The sequence below is a fragment of the Paenibacillus glycanilyticus genome, assembly GCF_051200795.1.
GTDB classification, from domain to species: Bacteria; Bacillota; Bacilli; order Paenibacillales; family Paenibacillaceae; genus Pristimantibacillus; species Pristimantibacillus glycanilyticus.
Map to the genome: position 1 here is coordinate 1,466,020 of NZ_CP195155.1, position 17,599 is coordinate 1,483,618.

At 53.0% G+C, this 17,599-nt stretch carries 18 protein-coding genes; 9 read left to right on the forward strand and 9 right to left on the reverse strand.

Annotated elements, in window-relative coordinates; translation table 11 throughout:
- Positions 1-15 precede the first annotated feature (15 nt).
- Positions 16-486 (forward strand): Fur family transcriptional regulator, encoded by a 471-nt coding sequence (locus tag ACR9FF_RS06690; RefSeq protein ID WP_041614036.1) that lies wholly within the window; start codon positions 16-18, stop codon positions 484-486.
- A 59-nt stretch (positions 487-545) separates the two neighbouring features.
- Here ACR9FF_RS06690 and ACR9FF_RS06695 read toward each other — a convergent pair whose 3' ends face one another.
- Both ACR9FF_RS06695 and ACR9FF_RS06700 read right to left on the reverse strand, forming a co-directional pair.
- Positions 546-878, reverse strand: coding sequence for a DUF1904 family protein (locus ACR9FF_RS06695; protein ID WP_435169859.1), 333 nt, complete (start codon positions 876-878; stop codon positions 546-548).
- Between the two features lie 202 nt (positions 879-1,080).
- A complete protein-coding gene (locus tag ACR9FF_RS06700; RefSeq protein WP_435169861.1) occupies positions 1,081-2,946 on the reverse strand; it encodes a squalene cyclase in 1,866 nt (621 codons plus the stop codon).
- Between the two features lie 123 nt (positions 2,947-3,069).
- Between ACR9FF_RS06700 and ACR9FF_RS06705 the strand changes: the two genes are divergently transcribed.
- Positions 3,070-3,417, forward strand: coding sequence for a hypothetical protein (locus tag ACR9FF_RS06705; protein ID WP_127490843.1), 348 nt, complete (start codon positions 3,070-3,072; stop codon positions 3,415-3,417).
- Between the two features lie 51 nt (positions 3,418-3,468).
- On the opposite strand, the gene ACR9FF_RS06710 is transcribed toward ACR9FF_RS06705, so the two are convergent.
- Together ACR9FF_RS06710 and ACR9FF_RS06715 are read right to left on the reverse strand one after the other, a co-directional pair.
- Positions 3,469-3,765 carry a DUF6509 family protein gene (locus ACR9FF_RS06710; protein WP_127490842.1) on the reverse strand — a complete coding sequence of 99 codons (297 nt, stop codon included), beginning with the start codon at positions 3,763-3,765 and terminating at the stop codon, positions 3,469-3,471.
- A 4-nt stretch (positions 3,766-3,769) separates the two neighbouring features.
- Positions 3,770-4,738: an RluA family pseudouridine synthase gene (locus ACR9FF_RS06715; RefSeq protein WP_435169863.1), complete on the reverse strand. Its 969-nt coding sequence runs from the start codon at positions 4,736-4,738 to the stop codon at positions 3,770-3,772.
- A 243-nt stretch (positions 4,739-4,981) separates the two neighbouring features.
- Here ACR9FF_RS06715 and ACR9FF_RS06720 point away from each other — a divergent pair, with 243 nt between their 5' ends.
- From ACR9FF_RS06720 to ACR9FF_RS06730, 3 genes are all read left to right on the forward strand, one after another.
- A complete protein-coding gene (locus ACR9FF_RS06720) occupies positions 4,982-6,529 on the forward strand; it encodes a stalk domain-containing protein (RefSeq protein WP_164775343.1) in 1,548 nt (515 codons plus the stop codon).
- Positions 6,530-6,659: 130 nt separating this feature from the next.
- On the forward strand, positions 6,660-8,486 hold the full coding sequence (locus ACR9FF_RS06725) for a B12-binding domain-containing radical SAM protein (protein WP_435169866.1): 1,827 nt from the start codon (positions 6,660-6,662) through the stop codon (positions 8,484-8,486).
- Positions 8,487-8,613: 127 nt separating this feature from the next.
- Entirely contained in the window at positions 8,614-9,288 is a 675-nt protein-coding gene (locus ACR9FF_RS06730) for a deoxynucleoside kinase (protein WP_435169868.1), read from the forward strand.
- A 44-nt stretch (positions 9,289-9,332) separates the two neighbouring features.
- Here ACR9FF_RS06730 and ACR9FF_RS06735 read toward each other — a convergent pair whose 3' ends face one another.
- Both ACR9FF_RS06735 and ACR9FF_RS06740 read right to left on the reverse strand, forming a co-directional pair.
- Positions 9,333-10,571, reverse strand: coding sequence for an MFS transporter (locus ACR9FF_RS06735; RefSeq protein WP_435169870.1), 1,239 nt, complete (start codon positions 10,569-10,571; stop codon positions 9,333-9,335).
- A 23-nt stretch (positions 10,572-10,594) separates the two neighbouring features.
- Positions 10,595-11,593, reverse strand: coding sequence for an ROK family transcriptional regulator (locus ACR9FF_RS06740; protein WP_127490836.1), 999 nt, complete (start codon positions 11,591-11,593; stop codon positions 10,595-10,597).
- A gap of 132 nt (positions 11,594-11,725) precedes the next feature.
- Between ACR9FF_RS06740 and ACR9FF_RS06745 the strand changes: the two genes are divergently transcribed.
- A complete protein-coding gene (locus ACR9FF_RS06745) occupies positions 11,726-11,884 on the forward strand; it encodes a hypothetical protein (protein WP_435169872.1) in 159 nt (52 codons plus the stop codon).
- 550 nt (positions 11,885-12,434) lie between these two features.
- Here ACR9FF_RS06745 and ACR9FF_RS06750 read toward each other — a convergent pair.
- On the reverse strand, positions 12,435-13,013 hold the full coding sequence (locus ACR9FF_RS06750; protein WP_435169874.1) for a class I SAM-dependent methyltransferase: 579 nt from the start codon (positions 13,011-13,013) through the stop codon (positions 12,435-12,437).
- A gap of 1 nt (position 13,014) precedes the next feature.
- Positions 13,015-13,980 (reverse strand): TIGR01212 family radical SAM protein, encoded by a 966-nt coding sequence (locus ACR9FF_RS06755; RefSeq protein WP_127490834.1) that lies wholly within the window; start codon positions 13,978-13,980, stop codon positions 13,015-13,017.
- A gap of 297 nt (positions 13,981-14,277) precedes the next feature.
- Here ACR9FF_RS06755 and ACR9FF_RS06760 point away from each other — a divergent pair, with 297 nt between their 5' ends.
- Both ACR9FF_RS06760 and trmB read left to right on the forward strand, forming a co-directional pair.
- Positions 14,278-14,484: a hypothetical protein gene (locus ACR9FF_RS06760; RefSeq protein WP_015842906.1), complete on the forward strand. Its 207-nt coding sequence runs from the start codon at positions 14,278-14,280 to the stop codon at positions 14,482-14,484.
- Between the two features lie 154 nt (positions 14,485-14,638).
- Positions 14,639-15,403 carry a tRNA (guanosine(46)-N7)-methyltransferase TrmB gene (trmB, locus tag ACR9FF_RS06765; protein ID WP_127490833.1) on the forward strand — a complete coding sequence of 255 codons (765 nt, stop codon included), beginning with the start codon at positions 14,639-14,641 and terminating at the stop codon, positions 15,401-15,403.
- Between the two features lie 99 nt (positions 15,404-15,502).
- Here trmB and ACR9FF_RS06770 read toward each other — a convergent pair whose 3' ends face one another.
- On the reverse strand, positions 15,503-16,066 hold the full coding sequence (locus tag ACR9FF_RS06770) for a phosphatase PAP2 family protein (protein WP_127490832.1): 564 nt from the start codon (positions 16,064-16,066) through the stop codon (positions 15,503-15,505).
- Positions 16,067-16,401: 335 nt separating this feature from the next.
- Between ACR9FF_RS06770 and ACR9FF_RS06775 the strand changes: the two genes are divergently transcribed.
- Positions 16,402-17,580: a glycosyltransferase family 4 protein gene (locus ACR9FF_RS06775; RefSeq protein ID WP_435169878.1), complete on the forward strand. Its 1,179-nt coding sequence runs from the start codon at positions 16,402-16,404 to the stop codon at positions 17,578-17,580.
- The last annotated feature ends 19 nt before the right edge of the window (positions 17,581-17,599 follow it).

Sequence of the window (17,599 nt, forward strand, 5' to 3'; positions counted from 1 at the left end):
GTGAGCTTTATCATGATCGAAGAACAAATGGAAACGATCAACCGTCAGTTAAGAACAAAAGGCTACAAATTAACACCGCAGCGCGCAGCGACCGTTCGCGTATTGCTGGAGAACGAGAAGGACCATTTGAGCGCGGAGGATGTTTACATGCTGTTGAAGCGCAGCAACCCGGATATCGGTCTGGCAACGGTCTATCGTTCCCTCGAGCTGCTGAGCGAGCTGCACATCGTCGAGAAAGTAAACTTCGGCGACGGCGCAACGCGTTACGATCTGCGGAGCAACGATCAGGAGCATCACCATCATCACCTGATTTGTACCGAATGCGGTACGGTCGAGGAGATCATGGATGACTGGCTGCTGCCGATGGAGAATCGGATTGCGAAGGAATTCGGATTCAAGGTATTGGACCATCGCCTTGATTTTCACGGGATCTGCAAAGCCTGCAAAAGCAAAGCAACGGATAATGACCATAAAGCCGTGTCTTAACATAATAAGGAGCCTTGGATCCGGAATGGATCCAATGGCTCCTTTGTTGTTGAAAAGGCCTAGCTGCTCGGCTTGCCGTTTATGTAATAGCTGTCTTCCCGGTACGTACGGAAAGCGACCTCTACTTCAGCGATGCCGATCCGGGCCAGATGAGCGGTAACGGTTTGGGCGAACCGGTCGCGGACCGCTTGTCCGCGCTCGAACCAGCCTACCTCAACGAACGGATACGATTGTCCTTCCGCAAGACCGCCGAAGACGGCCGTCGCATGAAGGCATTCCATCGTGAAATTATCCGTGCCGCATTCGCAAATGGAGGCCAGATCTTCGGCCAGCGCCAGGCTAACCGTCGTCAGCCGATCGGCTGGTACCCCGCGAAATAAAAGCTGTGGCATATGCTACCTCCTTCTAGTCATGTAAAGCATCAGCTCCAGCAAGATGCACTATCCATTAGATTACCTTGACTTGGTCCTATATTGCAACGCATGGAAACTCCGAAGGTGGAGGTTGCGGAAGCCGATGCTCATGCGTTATCGTAGGAGACAAGAGCAAGACGAAGGCCCCCTTACGGATAAGGGAGCCTTCATGCAAGAAACATTAACTGTACTTGAGCCAAATATTGCTGAGGGCAAGAAGCGGCCAAATATAGTTGTTGCTGGCATAATGGGCATAGACGCTGCCGGGAAGCGCTCCGCCGGTTGGATACGTATACGTCCAGTCATGGCGGTCAAGGGACTGCAGGAGAGCTTCCACGCCGCGTTCCAGAGCAGGAGTAGGCTTAGGCAAAGCAGCGGTCAGCCCATCCAGCGCCCATGCCGTCTGGGATGGCGTGCTGAAGTTTAAGGGAACGTAACGCCGGACTTTATCGCTGATACAGGATTCGCCCCAGCCGCCGTCTTCATTTTGGACCTGAAGCAGCCAATCGACTCCCTTCTTGATAGCCGGATGATCCTCCGCGATGCCTACGGCCGTCAGCCCTTGAATAGCGGCACTTGTACCATGCACATAAGTGATGCCCCAGCGCCCGTACCAGCTGCCGTTGCTTTCCTGCTGGGACAGGACCCAGCGCAGCGTGGATTCAATCCAGCTGTTGCCGGCGTTCATGCCAAGCTCTTGCCCAAGAAACTGCAGCGTACGCGAAGTCAGGTCGACCGTGGAAGGGTCAACCGCGATATCCTTGGCACCTTCGAAATTAAAAAAAGCAATCGGCAGCCGCGAGCCCTGCCGCTCAAACGCCGGCCAGCCGCCGTTATCGTTGCGCATGGTGAGCACCCAGTTCAAGCCCCGTTGCCAGTCCGCTTGCAGCTCCGGCGTACGGGAGCTGTAGGGCTCGATGGCGCGAAGGGCGGCGGTGGTATCGTCCACATCCGGATAAAGGGTGTTTACGTTGGAGAAGCCCCAGCCGCCGGCAGGCGTGCCGGGATTACGGATTGCCCAGTCCCCAAGCTGGGTCTGCTGTCTTTGGCGGAGGTATGCACCGGCGTTCTCAAGCGCGGTTGAGGTAGGGTTTACTCCGGCCTTGCGCAGGGCATGAACAAGCATGGCGGTATCCCATACTTCCGAGGACGCGATCTGCACATGGCTGTTGGCGCACATGACGGAACGGATGCCGGACACCATGCGGTGAATAAGCGGTGAGCTTGACGAATAACCAAGCATCAGCAGCACCAGAATCATAAACATGGTGGCCGTTGTATAAGTGAGCAGCGTACCGTCCGGTTCCAGCCGGTCGAACAGAAATTGAACCGCCTTTTCCTGCGGGGTTGGCGATTCGAAGGGAAGCAGCTCCGACAGCGACAAGGAGCCAACCAAGGTGGCCAGGGCTGCAATCCACGGCGAATCGTTCTCGAATCGCTTGGAGCTGCCGACGAAGAGATCGGACAAATCGGGCATGGAAGCGCTATGCTGGACGAACTGGGCGTTAGCCAGCATAATGATCGGCACGATATGTACGCGGGCATGCCCGGATAAGGAAAAGAGATCGATGCCAATCCCGCTGTCGGAGAAAAAGACCTCGAGGGGAATACGCATCGACTTTGGCCATGAAGCCTGGCCTGCCGCGGCGAAGATGGCCTGCGTCAGGAGAGAGCGGATTTTGGACAAGCCGCCTTTGCTTAAAATAAACTGCTTCGCCTGCTGCATGCGGGGATCCAGCCTATTCAAAAAACCGGAGTAAAGCAGCGCGAAATAAGCTTCGGCCGTCGCATCCAGATTGCCGTCTTCTTCATCAGGGTATATTTTCCAAGTGCCGTTAGGAAGCTGTCTGCTCAAGATCCGGCTAGCTATTTGGCGGATAAGGGCTTCATTCTGGCCGTAGCCAAGCATCCGGAGAATAATGATAAAATAACTGTCCGGCATCGTGCCGGAATCAAAGCAAAGACGCCATGACCCGTCTGCCGATTGAAGCTGCAAGAGCTCACCCCGCATTTGCTCGATCCTCGCGCGGATTCGATTCATATCCATAGACCGCATTCATTCCTTTGCTGCGATGATATTGCTGCTTGTTATGTATATGCGGGAGCAAGCGGGGAAAAGAAGAAGCCTTGCAATTTCAAGCGTCATATCAGGAAAGGAGATTCGGATTAGATGCATGACATTACGATAGATTTGTATAGAAACTGGATTGATACGGTAAAGGAAGTTTTTCGCGGCTCGGGCCATCCGATTCCGGGAAATGTAAGCGACACGGAGGTAGCCATCCTGTATTTCCGTCAGACGGCCCAGTCGGATGAGGAGGCAGCAGCGCAGCAGCAAGCGAACGAAGAAAGGCTGCGCGGCATGCAGCAGGCGATTACGGACCATTTCGAATCGGTTATTTTGCCGGATATCCGGAAACGTACCCGTTACGAAGGCAACCGCTTCTGCTTCCAATGGGTATACAACAACGGCGAGCATATTATCGAGGAGTATTCGTCTTACCGCATCCCGGTATAGGTTCGAAAAAAAGAGGCTGACCCGTCTAACGACCGGTCAGCCTCTTCGTCATTATTCATCCGCTTCCTTGTAATGCTCCTTGCAGAAAGCAAGCAGCTCTTGCTCCTCGTCTTCCTCCAATTCGAAGTCGAGCAGCTTGTCCGTCACCCGCTCGATCAGCTCATGCTTGATCAGACGCCCGCCGCCTTCCTCTTCGCTGTATACGGCGCGGATATAGATGCCGTTACTTGAATACAATTCGTCTTCTTCATCCAGATCGATATCGACCAGGAACTCGTAACGGCGTCCGGATAAGATGCCAAACGGATCTTTAATAAATTCTACGCTGTAGCTTGTAATCTCTAGCATATGATCATCCTTTGCTTCTTCTGTTGTCTGCCTGGGCTGCCGCATTCCGGAGCGGATTGTAGAACAGCTTCGGTATTCCGGTATCGAACTTCAGGAGCTTCCCCGTTACCGGGTGCTCGAAGGCAAGAACCCGCGCGTGAAGGCCAAGGCGGCCAATCGGCTTAGTGTGCGCGCCGTATTTTTTATCTCCCGCGATAGGATGCCCGATATCCTGCATATGAACGCGGATTTGATTTTTACGGCCGGTCTCCAGATGAACCTCAACGAGCGAAAAGGCTTTTCCCGCCTGCAGCAGCTTGTAGTGGGTAACCGCGTGTTGACCGTCGTTCGGATGCGGACTGGAATACATTCGGAGCGTTTTGCTTTCCTTCAGCCAGGAGGAGATCGTGCCCTCTTGCCGTTTCACTTCGCCTTCCACAAGCGCAACGTAAGAGCGCTCCTTCACGATCGTCTGCCACTCTTCCTGCAGCTTTTGCTGCACGGCTTCGCTTTTGGCGAACATCAGCACCCCGGACGTATCCCGGTCGAGGCGGTGAACGATAAAGATCCGGTTCTTCGGATCGGAATCGCGAACATAAGCCATTAACTGGCGGTATGCGGTCATCTCGGTTTCTTTGTCCGAAGCTATCGTAAGAAGGCCGGCCTCTTTGCTGGCCACAATGACATGCTCGTCCTCGTGCAGAATCGTAAGCCCGACGAGGGGAAACTTTTCTTTTTCCCGTTCCTTGCGGATGACAACCGTTTGCCCGGGCTGAAGCGGGTAGTTATATTTCGTTTCGGCGCGGTCATTGACGTATACCTGACCATGCGCCAGCAGCGATTTGACCGAATTGCGGCCCTGGTTCAGATGAGCCAGCAAAAAAGCGAGCAGCTCGGACGCCTCGGTAACGGGGAACGACTTGTTTGGCGCGGCCGTACCGTTTTTGGATGAAGCGTTTTTAGCCGGGCCGGGGCTATGGGGTTTCTTTGACATGACTTTAAGTTCCTCCTGCGCTTGAGTTGCTCAAGCTTGACTGCAATCACTATACCATGATCGGCTTTGCAAATTCTACACAGAGCCCTTCATACTCCGTTCATGTTGAGCCGATATAATAAGCATTGGCATTATTAACCTATGAAACCATTTTCATAGACAAACGAAGGCAGATAGTGGTACGATAGATTAATCTATCATTTTAGCTGGTAATACAGTAAAAATTTGGAGGAAAAAGTAATCGTGAAAAAGAAATTATCCTATACCTTGTTAACTCCGCTGCTTGCAGCAGGTCTTCTGCTTTCTCCTCTCGGAGCTCCGCAGCATGCCGCAGCAGCAACGTCTCCCGTTAAATTCGCCGCTACGGCCAAAGCTTCCGCTATCAGCGTTTACGTCGACGATAAGAAGCTCTCGGTCTCGAAAGCTCCCTATACGAAAAATGGCGTTACCTTCGTTCCGATGCGCGAGCTGTTCAAAGCCTTGAATGCCTCCGTAACCTGGGAAGAGAAGGCGCAGACGATTATCATCCGCAAGGATTACACATCCATTACGCTTACGATCGGCAACAAAGTAGCTCTCATTAACGGCAAGTCGGTGAAGCTGGACGCCGCACCGGAAATCAAGAACAATACGACCTTTGTTCCGGCCCGTTTCGTAGCGGAATCGCTTGGCGGCACGGTGAAATGGGATAATGCCAAGCAGGCCGTGCGAATCACGACAGAAGAATACGAATACGAAAAGGAATTCGAGCAGCTTCAGGAAGAGCTGAAAAACCGTCCGAAATATACGCCGCAGCAGATCGTCGACATGTACGACGACAGCGTGGTAACCATTACGACCAATCTGGGTCTGGGCAGCGGCGTTGTTATTGGCGACCGTTACGTTCTGACGAATTACCATGTGATGCAGGATGCTTCCTCGGCAACGGTTATTACCGTGAACAATAAGCAGATCAAGGTATCCGGCGTTGTTACATACAGCCAAAACAATGATTTGGCGATTATCCAGACTGACCAGTCGATTGGCTCGACGCCGGTCGAAGTGGGCTACAGCAGCCTGAACGTGAAAAAAGGCGATAAGGTTGTCGCGATCGGAAGTCCGCTTGGTCTTCAAAACACGGTTTCCGACGGTCTGGTCAGCAATATCATTTATGAGGGAAGCACGCGTTACATCCAGACGAGTGCCCCAATCGACCATGGCAGCTCCGGCGGCGCTTTGTTTGACGAATACGGCGAGCTGATCGGCATCACCTCCGCGGGTTACACGTCGCAAGCGGATTTGAATTTCGCGGTCTCGACGGTTTATGCGGCGATGCTGATGGAGGATCTCCCGAAAGTGCCTTCCGCCAAAGTGAAATTCCTCGATCCAACGCTTCCGGACACGCTTGTTGGTCAATCGGAGGACAAGATTGCGGCTTTATTGAAAGAGCAATTCGGCGTTTTCTCGACGGAACAAGGGGAAGCGAAGCTGAGCAACTGGAAGGTTACGCGGGATTCCCAAGGCTGGCTTGTCATTACGACGGATATGGATCCCGTCTTTTACACGTATTACGGCGGGCAGAATAAAGAGGGTCTTCGCACCTGGGCTATCAACTTAGCAACCGAGCTTCATCGCATGCTGCCGGACGAAAAGATTCAATTCCAGATTTATTACGACCGTATTTTCGGCTTCGAACCGCGCGGCTTTGACGCAAGCGAAGTGAAGGCACTCGGCAATGACAAATGGGAGGTTCGCTTCCCGATTCTGGATATGCAGTTTAAAGATCAGCTTTATATTAACATGAAGGACTAATTCTCCATTATACGAAAAGAGGCTTACCGTTGGGGCAGCATGGATGCTCCCTGCGGCGGGCCTCTTCTTTTTTGGCCGTGTTTTCGGTACAATAGGGTAAGCTTGCATGAGAGCAGAAAGAGGTACCGTGATGAAAGTTGTGTTATCAACACTAAATGCCAAATATATTCATACTTCGCTTGCCCTGCGCTGCCTGAAGGCATACAGCGGCGAGCATTTCGATATGGAAATTGCCGAATATACGATCAAAGATCCCGTGATGAACATCGTTTCGGATATTTTCTCGCGCAAACCGGATGTTGTTGGCTTCTCCTGCTACATCTGGAATATTGAAGAGACGATTACCGTCATCAATATGCTGCGCAAAATCATGCCGGAGATCAAGATCGTCCTTGGCGGACCGGAAGTGAGCTACGACACGGAATATTGGATGGAGCGAATTCCGGAGGTTGATTTTATCGTTGTTGGCGAAGGGGAAGAGACCTTCCATCATTTGCTGACGGAGATTGAGGGAGCGGGCAAATACCATATGGTGTTCGGCATTGCTTATCGCAAGCAGCGCGAGGACCGGGTAGAGATTCTTCTCAATCCGGGCCGTCCGAAGCTGGATCTGGCGACGCTGCCGTCTCCGCACCGCTTCGAGGAGGATATTCCTCATCTGGGCAGCCGGGTTGTTTATTTCGAGACAAGCCGCGGCTGTCCGTTCAGCTGCCAATTCTGCTTGTCGAGTATCGAGGTTGGGGTCAGGTATTTCGATATGGAGCGGACGAAGGCCGATATTACGTATTTGATCGATTCCGGCGCGAAGCTGATCAAGTTCGTGGACCGCACCTTTAACATCAAGAGGGACTATGCGCTCGAAATGTTCAAATTCCTGATCGAGAACCACCGCGGCTGCGTATTCCAGTTCGAGATTACCGCTGATATCATGCGGCCGGAAGTGCTCGATTATTTGGCCGAGCATGCACCGCCGGGCGTTTTCCGCTTCGAGATTGGCGTTCAATCGACCAATGATCCGACCAATGAGGCGGTACAGCGCCGCCAGAACTGGAAGAAGCTCGTGCGGACCGTTACGAAGGTGAAGGAGTCCGGCAAGATCGACCAGCATTTGGACTTGATCGCGGGCTTGCCGCTGGAGAATTACGACACGTTCCGCGGAACGTTTAACGATGTGTTCGAGCTGGGTCCGGAGGAGCTGCAGCTTGGTTTCCTGAAGATGCTGCGCGGCACGGGCTTGCGGCGGGACGCCGATAAGTGGGGCTATATTTACATGGACCATGCGCCGTACGAGATGCTTGGCAACGAGCTGATGCCGTTTGCCGATATCGTGCGGATCAAGCGGGTTGAGGATGTGCTGGAGAAGTACTGGAACGCGCACCGGATGGACCGAACATTAGGTTACCTGGTCAACGAGGTCTTTCCTTCCCCGTTTGATTTCTTCCAGTACTTTGGCGACTTCTGGGAGGAAAGAGGCTGGCAGAAGATCGGTCATCAGCTTGAGGATCTGTTCTCAAGGCTCTGGGCATTCCTATCCGAGTACAAAGCGGGTGCGGCATCCGAAGAAGCGGCTAAGCTGGATCTGGATGTCGTGCTTGGCCTCATGAAGTACGATTATTTCCTGAACCATAACTACAAGCCGCGGAAAACATGGTGGGAATTCACGATGGACAAATCGGAATGGAGCGGCTGGATGCGCCGCCTTGCCGAGCGACCGGAGGAAGTATCCCGTGAATTTGCCGATCTGCAGCTGAACGAGAAGGAGCTTTACAAGCATACGGTAATCGAGCTGCTTCCGTTTGACCTGGAGCATTATCTGGCGACGGGCGAGGTTGTCAAGAGCAGCCATACGCTGCTTGCCGTCCTGTATGCCCTTGGCGGAGGAGAACGTCAGGCGAAGCCGACGCCTAAGCCGGTCATTATGAGGGTAAACTCCGATGCCATGTCCGTAGGTTTCTAAAAGAATCAAGGCCGCCCCGAGAGGCGGCTTTTATTTTGCATGCGTCCATATAAAACCATTGCCCGCGGCCGCTCATATGATACAATAGGAAGCTATGCGGAACGTTGAATAAAAGGAGTTATTATACATGGAACATGGCATTCCTTCTAATGCGCTTATTACGATAGCCGGTACGGTCGGAGTCGGCAAATCGACGTTAACGTCTGCCCTCGCGCAGCGTCTTGGCTTCCGGACTTCGCTGGAGCAGGTCGAGCATAACCCGTATCTGGAAAAGTTTTACCATGATTTTGAGCGGTGGAGCTTTCATCTGCAAATCTATTTCTTAGCCGAGCGCTTTAAAGAGCAGAAGGCGATTTTTGAGGCAGGCGGAGGTTTCGTGCAGGACCGTTCCATCTACGAGGATACCGGCATATTTGCGAAAATGCATGCGGATCAGGGAACGATGACCGCTACGGATTACGCGACGTATACCAGCTTGTTCGAAGCGATGGTCATGACGCCGTATTTTCCGCATCCGGATGTTCTGATTTATTTGGAAGGCAGCCTGCCGTCCATTCTGAACCGGATTGCGGCGCGCGGGCGGGAGATGGAAATTCAGACGGAACGCGCTTATTGGGAGCGGATGCATGAGCGTTACGCAGCCTGGATCGGCGAGTTTAACGCTTGTCCGGTGCTTAGGCTGAACATTGACGAATACGATGTTCACGATCCGGCATCGCTGGACGGAATTATCGCGCAAATTAGAAGCGTAATCGGAGCGTCGCGGTTGGCAAAGGCGCAGGCGGCTGCCGCAAGCGAATAGGGATAAATTAAAACTGCCGGGGCATCCCGGCAGTTTTTGCGTGTTTATACGGATGGGTCCGAACCTGAACCTATGCTTGCATGCGCCAGGTTGGTTTTTGGTTTAAGGAAAATATTCAGCCGTTCCGTAAACAGGAACATGGCTGCCGTGCACAGGACGATATAGAACGGGAAAATGCCGATGGTAATCGAGGAAGCCAATAAACCGAGAAGCGGCGGCATAAGCGTGCTGCCCGTGTAAGCCACGGCCATCTGGTACCCCATAATGGACTGCGATTTCTTTTTCCCGAACCGTACCGGCGTTTCATGCAGCATGCACGGGTAGATGGGGGCAAGGCCAAAGCCCACAATGATGAAGCCGGCAAGCGCAAAGCCTTCGGGCAGCGGAAGGAAAAGCAGCAGGGCGCCGATTAAGGCGATTAATTGGCCCCCGCGGATCAGATTGCGGTTGCTGACTTTGAAGGTGATGAAGCCGGTAATAAACCGGCCCGCCGTAATGCCTGCATAGTAGAGCGACACCCACTGCGCGGCGGTAGAAGCGGAAACGTTTTTCATGTTTACAAGATAGCTGCTGCCCCACAGGCCTACCGCCGCTTCAATCCCGCAGTACAGCATGAAGGAAACGAGAGCAAGCTTCACGCCTCTGATTTTTAACGGATGACCTGCCGCAGTCTTCTCCTCGGGCTCATTTACGGCTTCTTCCTGCGCGGCGAGGTGTGAGACTCTGCTATGAATCTTGGCAACCCGGTCCCATAAGGGGAGGGAGAAGAACAGGATGACGACAAGCGCGCATTGGATAGCCGCCACGGTCAGATAGCCGTATCTCCAGGCATTATTGGTAATGAATTGAGCCATAATGACAGGTCCAAGCGTAGCGCCTACGCCCCAGAAGCAATGAAGCCAGCTCATATGATGCGCTTTGTAATGGGCGGCCACGTAGTTATTCAGGCCAGCGTCAACCGCCCCGGCGCCAAGTCCTAACGGAATCGCGCAAACAAGCAGCCAGACGAGGGACGGGGAGGTGGCGTAACCAAGCAGGGCGCCAGCGGTCATAATGCAGCTGACCAAGGTTACTCTTCCGGTGCCGAAGCGATTAAGAATCGTGCCGCTGCCGAGGCTGGATACAATCGTTCCGGCGGCAATGGTCATATACAGCACGCCTGCCGCTCCAAGGGGAGCGTTCAGCTCCGGCCGCATGACCGGCCACGCCGTTCCGAGCAGGGAGTCCGGCAATCCGAGACTGATAAAAGCCAAATAAATAATGATCAGAAAAAAAGTTGCCATGCTCGTTCACCTGTTTCTTTTATTCAAATGGAGATCATCAGTTCCAGTCCGAGGCTTTGCAGGCCGTCCAGATAATCCTTCTTCATATCGCTCGCCTTCAGAAGAGGGAGATGCTCCTTCGGGATATAATCGGCGCTTCGCTCCAAGATTCGTCCCAGGATGGCCTCCGTTACCTCGGCGTTGTTAAAAACAATCGTATGCGGGTTGATAATCGCCGTAATCGATGCGATAAGCCGGCTGATGGCATCCAGCCTGCTGGCCCCGTCTTTTTTTTGTATCGCTTGCTGGAAGTTCAGTTCATTGTACTGGGGCACGAAGGAGACCTCTCCGGAGAAGAAGGTGCTTCCTCTTACGACATCTCCGTTGATCATAATGCCAGCGCCCGGGCCGAATTGCCCAAAGTACAAATAGACAAGGGAAGGATTGTTCTCGTGGCTACCTGTTTTGTAATAGCCCAGCACGGCGGCATTCATGTCGTTCTCCACCACGACGGGCAGGGAGAATTGCTCCTCCAGGTATTGCTTCAGGTTAATGTTCTGAAAGTTGGAGTAATCCGGGATATGGATGACCCGACCGTTATTGACCGCGCCCGGTACTCCGATTGCTATGGACTTGATAGTGGGATGACTCAGCAGAAGCTGTTCGATGTACAAGGTCAGGCTGGGAAGATCGTTCATTAACGCGCTTGACGTCGTGCCTTGCTCCTTCGTTTCTCCCGCACAGTTAAAAATCGTATAGCTGATCTCCGACTTCTCGAAAAAGATAGCCAGCCCCAGCATAAACTCCGTATTGTACGCGTATCGTTGAGCTCTTCTTCCGCCGCTCGAATCGTCCAGCCCTACGGTCATCAGCTCGCCGGCCTCTTCCATTTGGGTCAGAAACTTGCTGATCGTCGGGAAGCTGAGGCCAAGCTTTTGGCTAAGCTCCGCTTTGGTCGCGCTCCCCAGCGTCAGCAGGGCGGAACGCAGGCCGTATAGAATTACGTTTTTCATCTCTTTGGGTGTTGCCGGGAAATCAGTCACGGTTAACTACAGCTCCTCTGTACAGACTTATTAAACGTCTTTAATAAGTTGGTTTGATCGTATCAAAAATGATTCCGGAGAGCAAGAGGAGAGTCGTGAGAAAATGTTTTACGTTGGTGGGTATATTGCCGGATGGAACGGGAATTGGGAGGAGATTGGCGTTTGGCGGGCTTAACGATGCGGGGAAGCGGTGGAAGTGAGCGTGTTCGCATCGTTAAGGAGGCGAGCGGAGGCGGGGAAGCGGTGGAAATGAGCGTGTTTGCGGGGCTTAACGATGTGGCACATCGCTAAGGAGAGAAAAGTAGCTGGTTTGTGTGTCCTTAAAGATGCGGGGCATCGTTAAGGAGGCGAGCGGAGGCGGGGAAGCGGCAGAAATGAGCGAATTTGCAGGGCTTAACAATGTGGCACATCGCTAAGGAGAGAAAAGCAGTTAGTTTGTGTGTGCTTAACGATGCCGCGCATCGTTAAGGAGGCGAACGGAGGCGGGAAACCGGTGGAAATGAGCGTGTTTGCTAGGCTTAAAGATGCGGCGCATCGTTAAGGAGAGAAAAGCAGCTGGTTTGTGTGTCCTTAACGATGCGGCACATCGTTAAGGAGGCGAACGGAGGCGGGAGGCGGCAGAATTGAGCGGAATTGCGGCAGTTTAACGATGTGGGATATCGCAAAGGAGAGAAAAGTAGCTGGTTTGTGTGTGCTTAACGATGCGGGGCATCGTTAAGGGCTGGGCGGAGGGGAGTGAGGGCAGCGAGCGCAATGCCCGTGGGCATAAAAAAACGCCCCGAAAGATCAGTCCGACCTTTCGGGGGCGCTTTTTGAAGCTGCCAGGCAAGCCTCAGGCAGCTTACCTCTTCTCCACCGCGACCAAATACGGCGCGGTGTCTCTTTGCGGCTGGCGGTACAGCACAGCCGCGTACAAAGCCCCGGGCAGCTTCGCTGCCCAGTCGGCGACAATCGCCGCCTCCTCCGCGCCACCCGGATGCCCCGGGTATAGCGCGACAGTGACAATGCCGCCGCGGCGCAGCAGCGCAAGCGCCGCGTCCAGGGCGGCGATCGTTGTCGTCGGTACCGTAATGACCGACTCGTCGCCGCCCGGCAAATAGCCGAGATTGAACATCACGGCTGCAACGTTTCCTTCGGCGGACGGGCCAATGGCCTCCGCCATAAGTGCATGATTGCGCAGGTGAAGCCGCACCTGCGGCAGCTTGCCGCGCTCCTCCAGCGGGCGGAGCCGCTCGAGCGTGCGGTTCAGCGCATCCTGCTGGATGTCGAACGCGTGCACCGTGCCGCGCGCTCCGACCAGCTCGGCGAGCTTCAGCGTGTCGACGCCCCCTCCAGCGGTGGCGTCGATGACAATGTCGCCCGGCTGCACGCGTTCGGCGATCCATTGATGCGCCATGCTGAGAATAGACAGAAACCCCATTTTACACCGCCCCCCATAGCTTGCCCTGCCATGTGCCGCGGCGTTTCAGCTCCGCGTCAATCGCATTCAGCACCACCCATTTCTGCATGCTCCACATCGGCCCGATGAGAAGCTCCTTTGGCGCATCGCCGGTAAGACGGTGGATGATCATCTCCGGCGGCAGGAATTCAAGCGTGTCGACGATCAGCTTGACGTATTCGTCCAGCTCCAGGAAGCGGAGCAGTCCGGCTTCGTATTGCTTAACCATCGGCGTTTTGCGCATGAGATGGAGCAGGTGGATTTTGATGCCCTGCACGTCCATTGCGGCAACCGCCCGGCCCGTCTCCAGCATCATTTCGTGTGACTCCTGCGGCAGACCGTAAATAATATGCGTGCATACGCGGATGCCTCGTTCGCGCAGACGGCGTACCGCGTCAAGGTAACAAGCCGTATCATGGGCGCGGTTGATGAGCTCCGAGGTTGATTCATGGATCGTCTGCAAGCCCATTTCCACCCACAGGTAGGTCCGTTCGTTCAATTCGGCCAAATAATCGACGACATCGTCAGGCAGGCAGTCCGGCCGCGTTGCAATCGATAACCCCACCACACCCGGCTGCTGCAAAATCACCTCGTAATACTCCCGAAGCTCCAGGGCGGGTGCGTACGTATTCGTATACGCCTGGAAGTAGCCGATATAATTGGCCTCCGGCCATTTTTGATGCTGGCGGTCGCGGATTTTATTGAATTGCGTAACGAGATCATCGCGCCGGCTGCCGGCAAAATCGCCGGACCCGCGGGCGCTGCAGAACGTGCAGCCGCCTTTGGCAATCGAGCCGTCCCGGTTGGGACAGGTAAAGCCGGCATCAAGGGTCACCTTGAACACTTTGCCGCCTAGCTGCTCGCGCATCTCGTAGTTCCATGTATGAAATCGCTTGTCGCCCCACAGCATCGGCTGTCCTGGCGTCAAGGATGTTGAATTTGCTTTCATGCGGTTCTCCTTTATACGGATAAGAATGGCATTCTCCATTTTATCGGAAAGAAGGGGGAAATGCCATGCCGGATTAGGCGGATGGCCAGACATCCGAAGAGACATTTTGAACCGTAGAACAAGCTGGAAATTATTTTAAAACGGGAGCGAAATAGGCTTGCTATACCTTACATGATCTGTTATATTAAAAGTGCGACAAATCAATGAAAAAACCTTACATGCTTAATTCGTAATGATCGTCATAAAACGTCGATAAACTGGAAATGCTGTAATAAAAAAATCGATGAGGTGATCCTAATGAGTCAACAAACAAGAATTCCGCATGGCGATGAGAAAGTAACGGTTGAATTAACAGTCAAAGAATTGATGGCGCTTACAGGAGTTCGTTTCCACAACAACCATCATATCGAAATATCCGCACGCAAGAAGTTGAACGAGATTATCGAGAACACGTATCGCGACATTCAATCCGAAGGTCCGATTGATTACCAAATGCTCGTTTAATGATTATGCCAATATCCATACAAACCTAAAGCCTTGGCGATTGAAAAATCGTTAAAGGCTTTTTCTTTTGCGTCATTCCCGCTGGCATCTTTACAAGGCGGCCGAACTTGGGCACAATAGGGACTAGCTTAATTTGTAGGAGGACCTGTACAAGATGCGTTTAAGAGGAAGAAAAGGAATCCGCGAGTCGCTGGAAGCGCAGCCGGAATTAGTCGTATTGGATGCGAAGCCGCACAAGGGGAAATGGCGCGAGTTTTTCGGCAACGATAAGCCGATCCATGTAGAGCTTGGCATGGGGAAAGGCCGTTTCATCAGCAATATGAGCTTCCGCAACCCGGACAATAACTATATCGGCGTTGATATGTACGACGAGCTGATCCGTCGCGCAAGCGACAAGGCTCGCAGCATTTGGGAGGAAAGCGGAGTGGAAGAGCCGCCTAATCTGGCGCTGCTTCGCGCGAACATCGAGCATATCGAAGAAATGTTCGAGCCTGGCGAGATCGAGCGGATTTACCTGAACTTCAGCGATCCATGGCCAAAAAGCAAGCATGCCCGCCGCCGGCTGACCCATCCGCGCTTTTTGCGCAAGTATGCCCAGCTGCTGAACGAACGCGGAGAGATCCATTTCAAGACCGATTCGGAATCTCTGTTCGAATTCTCCCTTAATAGCTTTGCCGAGGTGGAATTCCAGCTCCGCAATATCTCGCTTAACCTTCATAAGAACGGTCCGCGCGAAGATCTGGTATTTACCGAATACGAGATGAAGTTTATGGAGAAGGGCCAGCCGATCTACCGCTTGGAAGCGGTAATTGGCGAAACCGTGCTGCGCGAATACCGCGAAAGCAAGCTGGAGAACTCGCGCCGCGAAGAAGCGGAAGCCGAGAACGCCGGTGAAGACGAAGACGATTCGGCAGAATAACAAAAAGGCTGTTCCCGCGGGGAACAGCCTTTTTCAATTCTAAGATTTTTATAAGTTTCTTCTCATCAGCATAGCTCCGCCAAGCCGTTCCCCTTGCTTTCAAAATAAAGTAAGAGTCCAGCTGTATTGAACGGTTATTGCCGTCAACGTGCCGACAAGCGCGCCGGCCGCCACGTCGGACGGGTAATGAAGGCCGAGATACATGCGTGACCACGCAACCGACAGAGCGAGTACGGCCGCAACGGGCAGGATAATCGGGAACCATACTCCGCCTGCTCCGATAATCGGAACGACATAGGCGAAGATAGCGGTTGTATGTCCGGAAGGGAAGGAGGAGTCGACAAGCGGATTTTTCCCCGTGTTTACTCCGTTTAACGCCTGATAAGGGCGAAGCCTTTTTAGTTTCCGTTTCACGACATAGACCGGTAGATGACTGATAAATACGGCAGTAAAGCATTGCCAGCCTGTCGTGCTCCAGGGATTAGGTGCAAACATGGCAACGAGGAAAGAGCTGATGAGTGTAAAGGACGCTCCTCCAACATGCGTCACCGTGCTTAAATAAACCCCAAGCAACCGGTGAAGCCTGCTTTGTGATCGGCGTTGATTCGCCCATAGGATCATTTGCAATTCCCGGGTTCGTAACCACCCTATCATTCTTCTCATCCGTTTCCTCCTAAAAGATTTGTGAAGCAAATCTGCTTCGAAAGCGTAGGCTTAAAGATTAAAGAGCAATTCTTAACTCCCACACATTATAATCGATATTTGTCTATTATGGTTCAATAAATAAGGTTGTACAAGTTTTAAGTTTATACGAAGAAGCCGAATTTCAAAAGATTAACCAATCTTTAAAATGAGGATGATTATTCGCTAACAGACCTCCTGTAGAATGGAGCCGATCAAGGTTTCATTCCGAAGCTTATGCTTTCGAGGCATGAATCACCACAACGGCTGAACCTTTGCCTTTTGTAGGTGCTAATTCATTTTAGGAGGCGTTCTTCATGAGAGTTGCGCTTTTTACCGACACGTTTGAACCTGATGTGAATGGCGTGGCACGCACGCTTGGCCGCTGGACCGACTATTTGAAGCGGCAGGGTGCGGAAGTGCTTGTTCTGGCTCCGGATCCGGCTGCAGGCAAGCAAAGCGGCAAATCATCCACTTCCGTTGAGCGCTTCGCCAGCCTGCCTTTCTTCCTATATCCCGAGTGCCGCCTGGCACTTCCCAATCCCATTCATATCCGCAGGGCGTTAAAAGAATTCAATCCAACGATTATCCACGTAGCTACTCCGTTTAACCTTGGACTTTGCGGCGTTCATTATGCCCGCAAGCTCCGGATTCCTCTCGTTGCGTCCTACCATACCCATTTTGATCAATATTTGCCGTTTTACAATTTGCAATGGATGGCAAAGCTGTTATGGAGATATATGGAATGGTTTCACCATGACTGCCGCTCCATCTACGTCCCTTCCCGTTCCACGTACGAGGATTTGAAGGAGAAGGGCTGGGATGACGGCCGGCTTGAAGTATGGAGCCGCGGCATTGATACGGAAGCCTTTCATCCGTCTGTCAACCGGGAGGAGTGGCTTCTCCGGTACGGAATCGACAACGATCGATTTGTCGTTCTGTACGTGGGAAGATTAGCTCCCGAAAAAAATGTCGATATCGCATTAGATGCTTTTGCGCAATTTCGGCAAAATATAAGCGAGGAAGCGGTTTTTGTCATCGCGGGCGACGGACCTTCGTCCGATGCGCTGAAGGAACGGTGCCGCCGCGAAGGAATCGACGCCCGTTTCATAGGGTTTACGGCTATGCCGGATTTGCAAAAATGGTATGCTTCCGCCGATTTGTTCCTGTTCCCTTCGGCAACGGAAACATTTGGCAACGTGGTGCTGGAGGCGATGTCCTGCGGGACGCCGGTCATTTGCGCCGACAAGGGAGGCGTAACGGATTCCGTTCAGCATGGCGTAACGGGACTGCAGTGCAATCCGGAGGATCCCCGTTCATTTACGAACGCGATGGGGCTTCTGTACAGCAATCCGGAACTGCGCGCGGCGATTGCCGAGCAAGGACGCATCTACAGCCAGAAACAGTCCTGGAACGCTATTTTCGACAAGCTGGCCGCCAGCTTTGAACGGTATTCGATTCCGTTACAGCCACATATTCGTCACAAAGCGAAGTGACGGACCGGGAACATTGTAT